The organism is Neobacillus sp. SRL179, assembly GCF_984799095.1.
The window spans coordinates 4,416,055-4,430,256 of record NZ_OZ481792.1 but is presented as its reverse complement, the minus strand read 5'-3'; the positions used below and the strand labels follow the sequence as shown (position 1 = coordinate 4,430,256).

Genomic DNA, 14,202 nt, shown 5'->3' with positions numbered 1-14,202 from the left:
CACCAAAAAATGATTTCACGGGAATAATCGGAAAATCCGCGGAGACTAAAAGAGCTGTTGAGACCTTCTTACCAGCTTTTTTAGTATGCTCCTATTTTTGGATATTTATAGTCATCCATTATATGTAGAAGATTTCCTCTTAGCAGGTTGTCGGCCGCTGCACGTTGAGACAAACTATAACCACTGCCACCATTAAGTATTATTTCTAATTCATGGTCGGATAACCTTGAAACTGTTTCATATATCTTCTGAAGTATTATTCCATTTGTTCTATACTTTTTTGCACGATTGCCACCATATTATCTTCCGCACCAAGACTAAAGTTAAAAATAACACCTTGTCCCCCACCAGCGCCAATTGCTGAAATAAAAATATTACTGTTATCGCCCACTATAGTAAGGCTCAAACTGGCTCTGTTTCCATTTCTCATAAAATATTTATCATAAACTCGAACTGCTATTTTAGTATCTCCAATAGTGTAGTTGCTTTCATCAACTAATTTCATACTTATTCCGCTATTACCAATATCGTTTTGCAAATGATTAACCACATCCTCGAATTGACCAATCATTGTCTTTTCATATTTTGCCATAATAAATTTATCCTCCGTGTATTTCCTTTTAGTGGAAAAAGCTGACATCTTGGTAATCTATGGGTTCTTTTGGTTTTTATTATTACTTATATACTACTAATAATCCCATTATTACAGCTAATAAAATATATGGCATTGGTATTAATAGTATTAATAATAGAAATCCTTGAAATTGCCTTTTTGTTTTCTACTCTATAATCACAACCTCTACGCAATAAATTTATTGGAAAAAATGGAATAATTTTGGTTCTATCCCGTGCTATAATCAAAGGTGATTGTTATTTTTATAGATAGATATATGGGGGGGAATAATTGTTGCGGAAAGGTTTTACGATGAAGTTGTTTGGTTCTTCATTACTGGCGGGGTTCCTGCTGGTGTTTTTGTCTGTTCAACTGGTAGAGGCGGATTCACCAACGGTACAACTGCAAAATGTCACGATTGACAAAAATGATGCACAGGTAGGAGACACACTTCATTTATCGATGGAGGTTACTTCTAGTGGTAAAGTGGAGGAGGTCATCGCTATTTATCAACCGGATGGCTACGACAGTTCGGTGGAACAGAGAATTAGTTTGAAAAGCGATGGCAGCACCCCTTTATGGCAGGCAGATGTCCCGTTAACGGACAAGTTTGCTAAAGGGAAATGGAGAATTCGAGCTGTAAGTGTCAAGGTAGATTCCTATTATAATAATATATTTAATAGGGAAATTTTCACTTCAGATGCGGGTGCGATGGATTTAAGCAGCGGCGGATTTTCTGTTGAACAGACTGGGTATGTCCCAGAGTTAAAGAGTATTAGTATTGATAAAAATAAGGTGACGATGGGGGATTTTGTAACGCTTACGGTGGCTATTAACCCGCTTAGTCCAAGCAAAAAGGCATTGGTAGAAATTTTTTACCAATCCCCATCCAATTCAGCCTTGAATAAGAATCTTCAAGTTTATACGGATTCCTCATCTCAATTGAAGGTTTATATTAATCCGTATGATGAGACGGGAACTTGGAAAATTAGCAGGATTAAGGTAAGTGACCCTGCTACTAATAACCAAATCATTTATTATAATCAGGACCTGTCTGATAAGCCTATTGGCATGGATTTTCGTCATGCTGATTATGAGACAGTACCACCAAAAGGATGGGTGATGCTCTGGAATAAATGGTATTACTATGATCCGGTGACAGGAGAAAAGGTTGTTGGCTGGCTTGAAGATCAAGGATATTGGTATTACCTAAATGAAGACGGCGAAAGGTACAGCGGCTGGCTTGAGGAAGAAGGCTATGAGTATCTATTTGATGAGAATGGCAGGATGATTACCGGTTGGGCCTATGACGCAGAGGATGATTCCTATTATTATTTTAGTAAAGATGGGTACTTGGTGCACGGCTGGAATTTGATCGGTGGCAGATGGTATTATTTCGAGGATGATTACGGCGCATTGGTTACTAATAGCTTTATCGATTATATGGGGAAACGCTATTATATCAATGAAAATGGTAATCCTATCTCACCGGGATGGCGACTCATTGATGGTACATGGTATTATTTTACCAGCAATGGCGAAGCACTTACAGGCTGGAGATATTATAATCGTCAATGGTATTACTTAAATGATCAAGGTGAAATGCTGACCGGTTTCTATAAAGTGAAAGGCTCCATCTATTATTCTACTAGCGATGGTGCGATGCAAACAGGGTGGAAGTTGATTAATGGAAAATGGTATTACTTCACTCCGGGTAGTGGAAATGCGGCAGTGGGCTGGCTGAAGCAGGGAGGAGTCTGGTACTATCTGGATTCGAATGGGGCGATGGCTACTGGTTGGAAGCAAATCAATTATAGAAAACAGAATGGCCCAAATCATTTGTTCTGGTTTTATTTTGATAAAAGCGGTGCCATGAAAACAGGCTGGTTATACGAAAATGGCAAGTGGTATTACTTAGATGCGGATGGGACCATGGCAGTCGGGATTACAAAAATTGGCGGGGCAAGGTATTACCTTAAACCAAGTGGTGCCATGGCAGCAAACGAGTGGGCTCTATTTGGAGCATCTTATTGGTATTACTTCCTATCGTCCGGAAAAATGGCCACCGGCTGGCAAACGATCAATGGGAAGAGATATTATTTTGATTCCAATGGTGTTTGGCGGAAATAGCATATGGGGACGGTTCATTCTTGTGGTGCGAAACTAAATTCCTTTGGACTGTGAAAAGAAAAAATCGCTAACGTGATAACTCTATAGAGATTCAATATTTCGAAAAAGTCCACAAAAAAATCAAAAGTATGCTCTTCTTTGGAATGTTTAATTGCCAAATCAAACACCATAGAAGGGCATACTTTTTCAACTGACTAGACGTAATGCCTGGTGCCTGGCACCTTTATTTTGTATCATCCGTAGGGCCGATAATCCACCTCAACCTTATCTTTTTCTTGGAAAGGTGCCAGCATAAAGGCTCCTTTAAAAGCTGTATTGCCCTTATTAATTAAGTAGTGCACTTTCTTGGGTTCCACATGAACAAAATCCCCTTGTTTACATTGGAAAATCTCTTCATCAATGTGAATCTCGAGTTCCCCCTCTAATATATAGAAGTTTTCTTCCATGTAGTTGTGATAATGGGCCGTGAAATCCTGCCCTGGCTGCAGGACCACCACGCCAAAGTTCATTCGGGGTCCTCTTAGCAGGTACTTCGGGCCACTGTCCCCAAATCGGTATTCTCTCTCATTCTCGTTCAACACTGTCATGTTGCTTCACTCCCTTGATCGTAGTTTATAAGCCCGGTGCAATCCACATATGGTCGGTATATCCTTGATCTGCCAGCCCTAATTGAACTTGGTAAATGGCTTCCCATTTTTTATAAAGCTCATCATAAATGGAGCGGTTGGTTTCATTTGGTTCAAAGGTTTTTTCGAATTTGACCACTTGATTGATGGCTTCATTAAAGCTTTCATACACGCCGGCTCCTACACCGGCACAGATCGCAGCGCCCAGAGCGGTGGCTTCTTTTACAACAGGGATTTTCACCTTGCGATGGAGAACATCAGCAAGAATTTGGCACCATAAGTCACTTTTGGATGCCCCGCCGCCAAAAATAATCGTTTCTGGTGACGTATCTAAAAGACTCGAAATGATGTCCATATTGCCCCTTGTGACAAAGGCGGCGTTTTCCATAATCGCTCGATAGAAGGTGGCTTTCGTAAAGGAACTTGTAAACTTAAAGTCTATGAAACTTGGTGCGGCATGTTTCCAGGAAAAATAGTTCATTTTATCGGAGAAGGTGCAAATCATGCCATGGCAGCCTGCCGGTACGTTCAAGGCTCTTTTTTCCATTTGGCTATAAATGCTTTCCCCGCTTTCCTTCGCCAGGAAGGCTTCCAGTTCACAAAAGGTATCTCTAAACCATCGCATGATTAAGCCAGGAAAAAAGGCGATTGCTTCGTATTGCCATGTATTGGGGATGGCATGGCAGTTGACTCGCACGTTACAATCATCCTTGATGCCCACTTGGCGGGTGGTGTATTCATACTGCCAAAAGCTCCCGCCTAAGACAGCCGCATCGCCTTCGTTGATGACGCCCATACCAATACAGCCTAATTGAGCGTCGCCGCCGCCGGCTACCACGACCGTTTCCGTGCTTAATCCGCTCAGGGCGGAAAAACCTGCCGTCACTTTACTAATAATAGTTCCGCTTTCATGAACAACCGGATAAATATCATCTCTCAACCCGACTTTACTTGGAATCGCGGAGTCCCAGCTTCGATTCTTGAGATCGAACAGGCCCGTTGTGCAGCCATTGGAAGGTTCAACGGAAATCACCCCAGTCAAGCGATAGGTAATCCAGTCGTTCAGCATTGACACGTATTTCACTTTTTCATAGGTTTCGGGGATATTCTTTTTCACCCAGAGGATGCGCGGGATGGCTCCTAATGAAAAGGTCTGTCCAGAAATGCGATGGATATCGGTTTCTAGGGAATCGCTTAGTTGATACAATTGCCCAACTTCATCATTGGACCTGGAATCAACGTTGGCACAGGCCCATAGTTCTTTCCCGTTTTCATCGTAGAGGACAATAGCTTCCCGCATGCTGGTGGTGGAAATCGAGACGATGTTTGCTGGGTTGATTTTACTTTTTGCCAAAATGTCTTTGATGAGCTGGATGATGGTTTCTAAATTTTGATCAATATCAAAGTCCATCGAACCGGGATAGCGAGGGTCTTCATGATGGGTCCATTCTGATTGGGTCACACAGACTTCATTACCATATGTGTCAAACAAAATCACTCTGACACTGCCGGTTCCGGCATCAATTGCCATTAAGTATTTGTCCATTAGCACCGCTTCCTTTCATTCAATTAAACTTTTGGCCACCTCTTCGTCGGTAATTAAGACATCAATATAGCCCCCTTTTAATGCCCCGATAATCGCATCTTTCTTTTCCAATCCGCCCGCCACGGCGACCACATGGTTCAGTGATTTTAGTAGATTGATATCAGTACTCACCAGTTGTTTATGCAAGGGCAGCTCTAGTACGTTGCCGTTTTTATCATAAAATTGGCTTAATAAATCTCCGACTGCGCCCATTGATTTGAAAATTTCCATCTCCGTTGTGCTCAAATAACCTTCTTTCACAATGGTGGCCTGTTCGTTGACGGCGCCAATTCCAATAATCGTAATTGTCGAGTGAGGGATCATGTCAAAAATTTTCTTAATGGGTTTTTCCTGAATCAACTGCTTGGCAAGATGTTCGGTGGATGCTAGTAAGGGGGCCGGCATAATGTAATGGTTGAAATTGGGATTATTGTAGTAATCGGACGACGAATCTACACTTGTTGGAATATAGAACCGGACGCCTCCGGATAGGGAGACGAACGTGACTTTATACTTGGTTGGAATGGTTAATTGGCCCAAGGTTCTTGACACGGCTTGCCCATACCCAACATTAATCATCGTGTCGCTCGTAATTCTGTCTTCAATATAGTGGGCTGCAGCTTTGGTCAGACTCTCTACCCGATTTTTACTAGAGGCTGGAACAATATAAACATCTTGTAAATGGTAGCGCTGCTTGATTTTATTTTGCACATCGATGTCGACCAATTGATCCAAGTCAATTTTAAATTGGATGACATGATTGGTCTTGGCAATCTCAAGGTATTTAATCACCTTCATCCTCGATAGATGCAACGACTCGGCAATCTCGTTTTGCGTCAGTCCTTCCATGTAATACTTCCAAGCAATTTTAATAATCAAGCTAGGTTCATAGTTCATCGTCTTCACTCTCTACAGTTTATTTTTGAACAAAAATTTTATGTTAAAACGATTGTGCGACTTTTTGTATTTCTATATTGTAATCAGACAGTAATGAACAATATGCCTAGTTCATATCATTTATGAGAGAAGACCTATAAAGTGAAAACTTAAACGAATAAAATGTTTGTTTGTTAATAAATTGTCTGCATCATTAATAGACTTATAGAAAAAGTAAGCGGTTGCACAAATGGTCCGAGGGTGGTGGGGAGGATGAAAGCACCGAAGAACTTAGTGAAATTGGAGAAGATCCGAAAGTCGTTTAACCGAAACACCGTTTTAGAAGGGGTTTCATTAGAGCTAAACGAGTCCGAGGTCATCTCGATTATTGGCGGGAATGGAGCGGGAAAAAGCACGTTAATGAAAATTCTCACAGGGATCTACCAAGCGGATGATGGGCTGATTGAAGTTAATGGGGAAAAGGTCGATCATTTAAACCCGTTTGCCGCGCATGAACGAGGAATTTATTTAGTGCCGCAGGAGCCGCTGTTATTTCCGAATATGACGGTGGAACAAAACCTGACGATTGGCTTTAGGAAAGAAGTGAGAGAAGAAGCGGAAAAGCTGATTAGCGAATTGGGCTGGAGGTTGGATTTGAAGCGGTTAGCGGCAACCTTGAGTATTGCCGAACAGCAGCAGCTGGAGATTATTAAAGGGCTGTTACGCCAGTCAAAAGTGTTAATTCTTGATGAACCGACTTCGACGTTAACGTTTTCCGAAACAAAGGCGCTTTTCAAGGTGATTGAGCAGCTAAAGAATTCCGGGGTGGGCATCTTCTATATTACCCACCGACTGGATGAAGTTTTTCAAATTTCCACCCACGCCGTTATCTTACGCGATGGAAAGGTAACTTTAAAAGGTAGAATCGAAGAATTTACGAAAGATCTGTTGATTCAAGGGCTGTTGCCGGTCGGAACGGAAACAAGTAATGCTACTACTTTTAAAAAAAGAAATACCAGCCGTGATGGCGAGAAGCCAATTTTAAAAGTGGAGAATATCACCGGCGATGGATTTAGAAATATAAGTTTTGACGTGTACAAGGGGGAAGTGGTTGGTTTTGCTGGGCTTGTCGGGGCGGGCCGGACCGAGATTGCTGAAGCGATTTACGGAGTCAATCCGATTAAGAGCGGAAAGGTTAATCTGGATGGCCGGGACATTACCAATTTGTCCATCAATGAAACGGTCGACAGCGGGCTTGCATACATCCCGGAAGACCGCTTTTTGAACGGTATTTTTTCGATCAGTTCGGTCCGTAATAATATCACTTCGCAAATCATTAAGCAGCACGGTTTTTTTACAAAGAAGAAGTTGGAGGAAGATGTGGCCCAGCGGTATATTGAACGCTTGAGGATTAAGGTGAGTTCCCAAGAGGACGAGATTAAATCGCTGTCAGGCGGGAATCAGCAGAAGGCGGTGATTGCCAGGGCGTTATCGATGCATCCTAAACTGATTATCATGGATGAACCGACAAGGGGAATTGATGCTGCAGCCAGGGCTGATATCTATTCAATCATCACCGAGTTAAAAAACCAGGGCTTTTCGATTTTGCTTATTTCATCGGACTTGGAGGAAATTGAACGAATTAGTGACCGCATCTATGCGGTGTATCAAGGAACGTGCGAGGTGTGCCTGCAATTAGATGAGATTAATGCGGTTAATGTGATGAAGGCTGCGTTTGGAACCTTTGAAGGAAGTGATACGGCCCATGGTTAGGAGTGTGAGCATCCTCAAACAACGGGAATTTAGGACATTTCTATTTTTGATTTTGCTTTTTGTTGTGGTCGGTTTTATCAACTCGGACTATTTATCATGGCAAAATCTCGATAAATCGCTAAAAAGCAGTTTGCTTTACATTATTTTGGCAGTCGGGATGACCTTTGTCTTGTTAACGGGAAATTTAGATATTTCCGTCGGCGGTACGCTCGGCTTAAGTGCCGCCGTGTGTGGAACGATTCTTCGCGACGGGGGAAATGTTTTTGTAGCTGCGATTGCCGCGATTGCGATTGGCGCCTGTATTGGACTCATTAATGCCTTTGGTGTAATTAAGTTAAAAATTTCTTCCTTTATTATGACGTTAGCGATCCTCTCGATTACGAGAGTGGTCCAAGTTATTTATACGGACGGAAAATGGGTGGAAAATATCCCAGCCCATGTAAAAAAGCTTTCGAATGTAGACATCTTTGGTATCAATCTATTATCGATTATTGTGATTGTCGGGGTCATCGCCGTTCAGTTGTATTTATCTAAGAGCAGCAAGGGAAGGTATTATACGGCAATTGGCGATAACGCAGACGGCGCGATTTCGTTAGGAATCCCAGTAAAACGCTATATTGCCTATTCATTTGTCATCTCTGGTGTCTGCGCTTCGTTAGCGGGGTTCATTTTTGTGAGTCAAATTGGCTTTGTCTCCACTAATGCGGGCGCAGGGATTGAACTAACGGTCATTGCCTCGTGTGTGCTTGGGGGAGTGTCGCTGATTGGCGGAATTGGAACGGTGGTCGGGGCCGCTCTAGGGGCAATTATTTTGACCTCGATTAACTCGGCTTTGGTATTTATGAAAGTTCCTGCCTTCTGGAATGATACGATTTCGGGTTCGCTGTTAATCATCATTGTTGTAATTGATGCTTTACTTGCGTTTAAGGCCAGTAAGAAGGCGAAGAAACTCCGCTTAAATGCAAGAGTCCGGCGAAAGGAGGCGTAGACTGATATGTTAGCGAAAATCCCGAAATGGAACCTTACCTTATTCATTATCATCGTGGCGGAAATCATTGTGTTTGGGATGATTAATCCGCGCTTTTGGAACGTTACGATTCTATTAAACAGCTTTAATGATTTTATTGCGGTGGCGGTGATTGGCTTTTTTGTCACATTGGTTGTGATTACTGGAGGCATTGATATTTCGGGTGTGTCGATTATCGGGTTAACGTCTGTCATCACCGGTCTGCTTGCTCAAGAGGCGGGAATGAATATCTGGCTGGCAATTGTTTGTGCACTTGTTATCGCGGGCTTGTGCGGACTCCTTAATGGAGTTCTGATTGCTTACGCAAAAGTGCAGGCGATGGTGATCACTCTTGGCGGGATGCTTTTATATAGCGGGCTTGCGATTGTGCTGGTCGGACTGTCCGGTGTCAGTACGTATGAAGGGATATCCGGGTTTTCGGAGGAATTTAGCACAATTGCCAATGGTGAGCTCATGGGCATCCCGCATGCGGTACTACTTTTTATCATCATGTTTTTGATCGCGTATATCCTTCTGCACCGCACGCGGTACGGCCGATCCATTTATCTAACGGGCATAAATCAAAACACAGCCGAGTACTCGGGGATTGATACGAAAAAAATTATCACGAGTACCTACGTTTTATCAGGGGTGAGTGCAGGGATTGCCGGGGTCGTGTTGACTTCCTATTTAGGCAGCGCTCGAAGTGATTATGGTGCCGAGTATTTGATGCCGATTTTAACAGTTGTGGTTTTAGGAGGAACGCTCATCACGGGAGGTAAAGGAGGTGTTGTCGGGACAGCATTGGCGAGCATTATCTTGGGATTCATGCAGATAGGGCTGCAAATGGCTGGCGTTTCCACCCAGTATATTGGATTAGCTACGGGGGTCCTTCTCATCGTGTCTGTCGCATTCTTGGGAATCAATCCAGAGTTCAGATGGAAGATGAAAAAAATCTTAAACAATGGGGGTTAAGGGACAATGAGAAAATTTAAGGCTTTTAAATTAATGATAATTGTCGCCATTATGATGTTATTTGTTGCTGCGTGCAGTTCCAATGATGATGCTTCTGGGGGCGGAGGCAAAAAAGACGATAAGGACATTCAGGTTGTGTTTATTCCAAAAATGACCGGAAATGCCTTCTTTGAATCTGGTAACGACGGGGCACAGGAAATGGGCAAGAAGGCTGGCTTTAAGGTTAAGTACGATGGTGCACCGGAAGGGACGGTCGCGAATCAAGTTCAAATTATTAATAGTGCAGTTAATAGCGGTGCGGATGCGATTGCGATCTCGTCTGTTTCTTCCGATGGTTTGAACCAAGCGTTGAAAAAGGCATTGGATGCTGGTGTGAAAGTCGTTACTTGGGATTCAGATGTCGATCCTAAATATCGCTCTGTCTATGTGAACCAAGGGACACCGGAAATTTTAGGAAAAATGCTGGTGGATATGGCGGCCGAGCAAATGGATAACCCGAACGATGCAAAGAAAGTCGGCTGGTTCTATTCAAGCCCGACTGTTCCAGACCAAAACTCATGGGTTGAATATGCCAACAAATACATTAAAGAAAAATATCCAAAATGGGAAATCGTTACAACGCAATTTGGTGATGCCAATGAGCAAAAGTCACTGCAAGTCGGCAACAGCATTTTAGATTCGTATCCTGATATTGATGCGATTATTTGCCCGGACTCGACGGCACTTCCAGCGATGGCACAAGCAGCTGAAAGTAAAGGGTTAAAAGCGAATGATGTCATCATTACGGGTTTTGCTTCGCCGAATTCCATGAGGCAATTTATTGAAAACGGAACGATTACCAACCATGGCTTATGGGATGTAAAGGATCAAGGCGCCCTTGCCGTTTACGTGGCATATTGGCTGGCGAAAGGAAATAAGCTGAAAGTGGGCGAATCCATCGATGTTCCTGATATGGGTTCTGTAAAAGTTGAGCCGAACACAATTCAAGGCTACGACTATACAGCGGATGATTCCGGAATTATCGTCTTGCCTGAGCGGATTGTCTTTACGAAGGAAAATACGAAGGACTACAATTTCTAACCGATACCCCCTGGAGTTTGAAACAAAGGAGAGAGAGAAATGGCGGATACAATTGGAAACAAAAACGCAAAAGAATTTGCAGAGAATGTCCCTTTCGCAAATAATGGCAACTACCATGTCAAAGGAGCAAACCATTTAGATTGGGGAATGAAGGACCGTTTATCAAGAATTTTCAATCCTGATTCCGGGAAGACCGTCATGTTAGCATTTGATCATGGTTATTTCATGGGCCCGACTTCGGGATTGGAAAGGCTGGATTTACTGATTCCGAGATTGGCCGATTATGCGGATTGTTTAATGGGAACGAGAGGGGCAATTCGCAGCAGTGTCCCGCCAACCTTTAATAAGGCGATTGCTTTACGAGCCACCTCTGGTTCCAGTGTTCTCCAAGATGACCTCAGCCATGAATCGATGGTGGTCGATATCGAAGATGCAATTAAGATGAATGCAAGTGCGATTGCGATTCAAACCTTCATCGGCTCGGACGGACAAAAGGAAACGATTGAGGAGCTAAACCGAGCGGTTAACCTTGGCTCGCGCTACTCTATTCCGACCTTGGGGGTCGTTGCCGTGGGCAAAGAAATGGAGCGTACAACAAAATTCTTCTTGTTAGCGACCAGGATGCTGGCTGAATTTGGTGCCCAAATTGTTAAAACATATTACTGTGACGACTTTGAAAAAGTGGCTGCCGCCTGCCCAGTCCCGTTAGTCGTTGCTGGTGGCAAGAAGTTACCTGAAAAAGACGCCCTTACGCTAGCCTACAACTCTATTCAAGGCGGTGCTGCCGGTGTCGACATGGGCAGGAATATTTTTCAATCAGAATATCCGGAGCAAATGATCCAAGCGGTACGAAAAGTCGTCCATGAAGGATACACCGATCGAGAGGCCTTTGAATTTTACCAAGATGCTACACAGGGGTGATGGGTTCCCTTATTTATGAAAAGAAGAGTTGCTTCTACTTTTAAGTAGGAGCTTTTCTTTTTCAATAGTGTGGATGCCAAGGGGACGGTTCTGGTGGTTCCCTTGTGGAGTCTTTTATTGTGGGATTTTTTATGAATAGATGGAAAGGTGGAATGGTGATGGCACTTGTTTCAGCAAAAGAAATGGTATCAAAAGCATTAGCGAACGGTTACGCCGTAGGGCATTTTGATATCCACAATCTTGAATGGACACAAGCTGTTTTGGCTGCAGCGGAGGAGGAGAAGTCGCCTGTTATTTTAGGGGTGACTGAAGGGGCTGTTCGCTATTTTGGCGGTTATTCAGTTGTCGTTGATTTAGTAAAAGCGCTGTTAAAGGAAAGGGAGACCACGGTTCCGGCAGCACTCCATTTGGATCACGGATTCAGTATGGAAAGTTGTCAAAAGGCGGTCGATGCCGGATTTACTTCAGTGATGGTTGATGCCTCCCATTATCCATTGAAGGAAAATATCAGCATCACCAAACAGGTAGTGAAATATGCCCATCTACGTGGTGTCTCGGTGGAAGCGGAAGTGGGGAGTATTGGCGGGAAAGAAGATGGGGCTATGGATGCTGCAAGTCCTGTTTATGCAGCTCCTAACGATTGTGAAGAATTAGTGAACCAAACCGATGTAGACTTTCTAGCTCCGGCCTTAGGCTCCGTTCACGGTCTTTATAAAGGAGAACCAAAACTGGGTTTTACTGAAATGGAGGAAATCGCAAAACGGACGAAGGTTCCCCTAGTCTTGCATGGCAGCTCTGGTTTAGCGCCTGAACTGATAAAAAGAGCTATTTCACTTGGAACGGCCAAAATTAACGTCAATGCTGATAATCACTTGGCATTTACAAAAGCCATAAGGAACATATTAATCCGAGATTCTGAACTCTATGATGCTAGTAACTATATTGGCATAGGACGCGAAGCAGTAAAAAATACGATTATTGGGAAAATGCGCTTGTTTGGATCGGCGGGAAGGGGGTGAGAAGAGATATAGAATACTCTTGGATAAGGGGACTGTACTCTCGGATAGAATAGAAATACTCTTGGATAAGCGGAGAATACTCTCGAGAAGCAAAAATACTCTCGGATAGAATAGAAATACTCCTGAATAAGCGGAGAATACTCTCGAGAAGCCCTGTCTACAGTACTTTGTAGAGATCCAAGGCAATTGATATAAACAATAACAGCCAAGAATTACTCTTGGCTGTCCATTCAACGATCAAGTCCCTTAGCTTCCTCTATTTATTTAGAAAATCACTCGACTTTCACTTTAACTTTATCTATAGCATTGTAACCATAGCCCTTTCTGTTCCATACTGCTTCTAGGGGTTGAACATTGCCATTAGAATCAGTTGCTTTTGATAGTATCGTATACTCGCCTTTTTTGTGTGCAGTCCAAGTATAATTCCAGCGAATCCAGGCATATTTCTCAGATGAAGAACGGAGTTGACAGGTATCCCAAGTTTGACCACCATCAGTACTAATTTCTACCTTGGCAATTTGTCCTTCACCTGTCCATGCCATCCCCTTAATATCATAAACTCCTGAATGTAAGAGTTGCCGGTCTAATGGATATTGAATGGTTGAGGTAATGTTAATAGTGGTAACGGGTACATTGCCATTATCGTTTTCTTTGTTTGGGTAGTAAACGTAATCAACCACTTGAAAAGGCCCTTTAAATTCTTTGTCAATTACCATAATTTTTTTTATCCATTTGACCGAAGCCATTGCATACCATCCGGGGACAATTAGCCTGAGTGGAAATCCATGTTTAAAGGATATGGGGGCATTATTATATTCATAAGCTATAATGGTATCCGGATCAAGAGCTTTCTCTATCGGTAAACTCCTTGAGAAGTTATATACTTGATTTGAATCAGGTCTTTCCCCATGGTCATAACCCTCAAACACAATTTCTTTTGCATTTTCAAGCAAACCTGTGGACTGTAATAACGTTCTTAATGAAACACCTTTCCAGATTCCCTGACTAAGTGCACCTTTTCCCCATTGCTCGCCAAACACTTTTGGTTTAAATAACTCTCGCTTATCACCAGAACATTCTAGCACCACTTTTATGGTTTTTGAGGGCATGGAGTAGATCTCCTGTAAGGAAAAAACTCTAGGAGTCTGCACATGTCCCTCAATCGGAAGAAAATAGAAGGATGAGGCAAAGTTGGGATAAGGAAAATGATTTCTTCTATAAAATAATTTATTACTTACAATTTCCCCAGAAACAAAATGAATAGGTGTTTCTTGATTTTCAGGTACAACCGTTTTTGTAATGAGGTAAGGTCTTAAGTTGAGGTGGTTAGAATGACTCACATGACTCCCCTCCTAATCTCTGAATGGTTTATAAGATATATTGAACAATCGGATTCGGTTTATTAAAAGAGAATTCTAGCCTTTAATAATTAATATATTATGCTTTTTCTTGTTAAGTAGAATGGCTACTTTCTAAATGGGCAGCCAAGGGGTTGGTTCTGGTGGTCTGGACTAACATCTAAGCTTGATCGTGACCAAGACGAAAAAATATCTCCCTTTTTTAGTGCTCCCGAACCGTCTCCTGTGGTTCCACTGGCC

12 protein-coding genes are annotated in these 14,202 nt (G+C 42.7%); 7 read left to right on the top strand and 5 right to left on the bottom strand.

Translation table 11 applies throughout. The annotated features are described in order from the left end of the window. Positions 1-256 precede the first annotated feature (256 nt). Positions 257-592, bottom strand: a complete 336-nt coding sequence (locus tag AC4E8C_RS21760; protein ID WP_490208719.1) for a DUF6054 family protein — start codon at positions 590-592, stop codon at positions 257-259. Positions 593-907: 315 nt separating this feature from the next. On the opposite strand from AC4E8C_RS21760, the gene AC4E8C_RS21755 reads away from it, so the two are divergent. Next, on the top strand, positions 908-2,743 hold the full coding sequence (locus AC4E8C_RS21755; RefSeq protein WP_490208718.1) for an N-acetylmuramoyl-L-alanine amidase family protein: 1,836 nt from the start codon (positions 908-910) through the stop codon (positions 2,741-2,743). Between the two features lie 233 nt (positions 2,744-2,976). Here the strand turns inward: AC4E8C_RS21755 and AC4E8C_RS21750 are convergent, their stop codons facing one another. Genes AC4E8C_RS21750 through AC4E8C_RS21740 form a run of 3 tightly spaced genes read right to left on the bottom strand, consistent with a single transcriptional unit; the run spans position 2,977 to position 5,851 of the window. Then, positions 2,977-3,330, bottom strand: a complete 354-nt coding sequence (locus tag AC4E8C_RS21750; RefSeq protein WP_490208717.1) for a cupin domain-containing protein — start codon at positions 3,328-3,330, stop codon at positions 2,977-2,979. 25 nt (positions 3,331-3,355) lie between these two features. After that, a complete protein-coding gene (gene lsrK, locus AC4E8C_RS21745; protein WP_490208716.1) occupies positions 3,356-4,915 on the bottom strand; it encodes an autoinducer-2 kinase in 1,560 nt (519 codons plus the stop codon). 15 nt (positions 4,916-4,930) lie between these two features. Then, the gene (locus tag AC4E8C_RS21740) at positions 4,931-5,851 is read right to left on the bottom strand and encodes a sugar-binding transcriptional regulator (RefSeq protein WP_490208715.1); all 921 of its coding nucleotides are present in this window, start codon (positions 5,849-5,851) and stop codon (positions 4,931-4,933) included. 252 nt (positions 5,852-6,103) lie between these two features. Between AC4E8C_RS21740 and AC4E8C_RS21735 the strand changes: the two genes are divergently transcribed. The 6 genes from AC4E8C_RS21735 (at position 6,104) to fba (ending at position 12,604) form a co-directional block, all read left to right on the top strand. Then, positions 6,104-7,603, top strand: coding sequence for a sugar ABC transporter ATP-binding protein (locus AC4E8C_RS21735; RefSeq protein WP_490208714.1), 1,500 nt, complete (start codon positions 6,104-6,106; stop codon positions 7,601-7,603). Positions 7,604-7,649: 46 nt separating this feature from the next. Continuing rightward, a complete protein-coding gene (locus AC4E8C_RS21730; protein ID WP_490208713.1) occupies positions 7,650-8,591 on the top strand; it encodes an ABC transporter permease subunit in 942 nt (313 codons plus the stop codon). Between the two features lie 6 nt (positions 8,592-8,597). Then, positions 8,598-9,584 (top strand): ABC transporter permease, encoded by a 987-nt coding sequence (locus tag AC4E8C_RS21725; RefSeq protein ID WP_490208712.1) that lies wholly within the window; start codon positions 8,598-8,600, stop codon positions 9,582-9,584. 6 nt (positions 9,585-9,590) lie between these two features. After that, entirely contained in the window at positions 9,591-10,664 is a 1,074-nt protein-coding gene (gene lsrB, locus AC4E8C_RS21720) for an autoinducer 2 ABC transporter substrate-binding protein LsrB (protein WP_490208711.1), read from the top strand. Positions 10,665-10,703: 39 nt separating this feature from the next. Continuing rightward, positions 10,704-11,585 (top strand): 3-hydroxy-5-phosphonooxypentane-2,4-dione thiolase, encoded by an 882-nt coding sequence (gene lsrF / locus AC4E8C_RS21715; protein ID WP_490208710.1) that lies wholly within the window; start codon positions 10,704-10,706, stop codon positions 11,583-11,585. A gap of 158 nt (positions 11,586-11,743) precedes the next feature. Next, positions 11,744-12,604, top strand: a complete 861-nt coding sequence (gene fba / locus AC4E8C_RS21710; RefSeq protein WP_490212625.1) for a class II fructose-1,6-bisphosphate aldolase — start codon at positions 11,744-11,746, stop codon at positions 12,602-12,604. A gap of 272 nt (positions 12,605-12,876) precedes the next feature. Here fba and AC4E8C_RS21705 read toward each other — a convergent pair whose 3' ends face one another. After that, entirely contained in the window at positions 12,877-13,944 is a 1,068-nt protein-coding gene (locus AC4E8C_RS21705) for a sulfite oxidase (RefSeq protein WP_490208709.1), read from the bottom strand. Positions 13,945-14,202 lie beyond the last annotated feature (258 nt).

Bases quoted from the DNA above. Each gene is read 5' to 3' on its own strand.
- AC4E8C_RS21750 (WP_490208717.1), bottom strand. From the start codon at position 3,330: ATGACAGTGTTGAACGAGAATGAGAGAGAATACCGATTTGGGGACAGT.
- lsrB (WP_490208711.1), top strand. From the start codon at position 9,591: ATGAGAAAATTTAAGGCTTTTAAATTAATGATAATTGTCGCCATTATG.
- AC4E8C_RS21735 (WP_490208714.1), top strand. From the start codon at position 6,104: ATGAAAGCACCGAAGAACTTAGTGAAATTGGAGAAGATCCGAAAGTCG.
- AC4E8C_RS21725 (WP_490208712.1), top strand. From the start codon at position 8,598: ATGTTAGCGAAAATCCCGAAATGGAACCTTACCTTATTCATTATCATC.
- lsrF (WP_490208710.1), top strand. From the start codon at position 10,704: ATGGCGGATACAATTGGAAACAAAAACGCAAAAGAATTTGCAGAGAAT.
- AC4E8C_RS21740 (WP_490208715.1), bottom strand. From the start codon at position 5,851: ATGAACTATGAACCTAGCTTGATTATTAAAATTGCTTGGAAGTATTAC.
- lsrK (WP_490208716.1), bottom strand. From the start codon at position 4,915: ATGGACAAATACTTAATGGCAATTGATGCCGGAACCGGCAGTGTCAGA.
- fba (WP_490212625.1), top strand. From the start codon at position 11,744: ATGGCACTTGTTTCAGCAAAAGAAATGGTATCAAAAGCATTAGCGAAC.
- AC4E8C_RS21760 (WP_490208719.1), bottom strand. From the start codon at position 592: ATGGCAAAATATGAAAAGACAATGATTGGTCAATTCGAGGATGTGGTT.